Below are 1,373 nucleotides of genomic sequence, written 5' to 3' on the forward strand. Positions count from 1 at the left end.
GAGCAATGCTTGAGATCTGTGGATCATCGGGAAAGGGGTGTACCTTCCCGATGATCATGTGATTCCACCAAGCATGACCGACGCGCCAACGTCGGTCGGGAAGGCACACCCGTGCTCACCGTAGTCCCTGACCCCGCCGACGGCGACCGCGCCGCGGCCTCTTCTTCCCCGTCGCCGGCGCTGATCGACGAGCTCGTGCGCGAGGGAGCCCGCCGGATGCTCGCCGAAGCGCTCAAGGCCGAGGTCGACGCCTACATCGCCGCCTTCGCCGACGAACGCGACCAACATGGCCACCGCCTGGTCGTGCGCAACGGCCACCACCAACCCCGCACCGTGCTGACCAGCGCAGGCGCGATCGAGGTGCACGCCCCGCGAGTCAACGACAAGCGCGTCGACGAGGCCACCGGCGAGCGTCGGCGCTTCTCCTCGGCCATCTTGCCGCCCTGGTGCCGCAAGAGCCCGGCCATCACCGAGGTGCTGCCGCTGCTCTACCTGCATGGCCTGTCCACCGGCGACTTCGTGCCCGCCCTGAGCCAGTTCCTGGGCACCGGCACCGGGCTGTCGGCGCCGGTCATCACCAAGCTCACCGAGCAATGGAAGGCCGATCAGCGCGCCTTCGCCGAACGAGACCTGTCGAATGTCGACTACGTCTACCTGTGGGCCGACGGCATCCATGTCAACATCCGCCTTGAAGAGCACAAACTCTGCCTGCTGGTACTCATCGGCGTGCGCGCCGACGACCGCAAGGAACTCGTCGCCCTCACCGACGGCTACCGCGAATCGACCGAGTCGTGGGCTGATCTGCTGCGTGATTGCGCCCGGCGCGGCATGCGCGCCCCGGTGCTCGCGGTCGGAGACGGTGCGCTGGGCTTCTGGTCGGCGCTGGCCGAGGTGTTTCCGCAGGCCAGAGCGCAGAGGTGCTGGTTTCACAAAATTGCCAACGTGCTCGGGGCGCTGCCGAAGTCAGCCCACCCGGGCGCGAAGAAGGCCCTGGCCGAGATCTGGAACGCCGAGAGCAAGGACCACGCCCTGGCCGCGGTCGCCGCGTTCGAGGCCGCCCACGGCGCCAAGTTTCCCAAGGCGGTCGCCAAGGTCGTCGACGATGTCGAGGAGCTGCTGGCCTTCTACGACTATCCAGCCGAGCACTGGCGGCACCTGCGCACCACCAATCCGATCGAGTCGACCTTCGCCACTGTCCGGCACCGCACCAAGGTCACCAAGGGTCCCGGCTCCCGCGCAGCCGGCCTGGCCATGGCCTTCAAGCTGATCGAGTCCGCCCAGTCCCGCTGGCGTGCGGTCAACGGCGCCCACCTGGTCGCCCTGGTCCGCGCCGGCGCCACCTTCATCGACGGCAAACTCGTCGAACGCTCGAA

General features: G+C 68.0%; 1 protein-coding gene. It reads left to right on the plus strand.

What is annotated here, in order from left to right; all coding sequences use genetic code 11:
• Positions 1-111: 111 nt before the first annotated feature.
• A partial coding sequence (locus ABN273_RS59175) for an IS256 family transposase (protein WP_502911364.1) occupies positions 112-1,373 on the plus strand: 1,262 nt, incomplete at its 3' end.

Source organism: Nonomuraea sp. B19D2, assembly GCF_040137845.1.
Taxonomy (GTDB): domain Bacteria; phylum Actinomycetota; class Actinomycetes; order Streptosporangiales; family Streptosporangiaceae; genus Nonomuraea.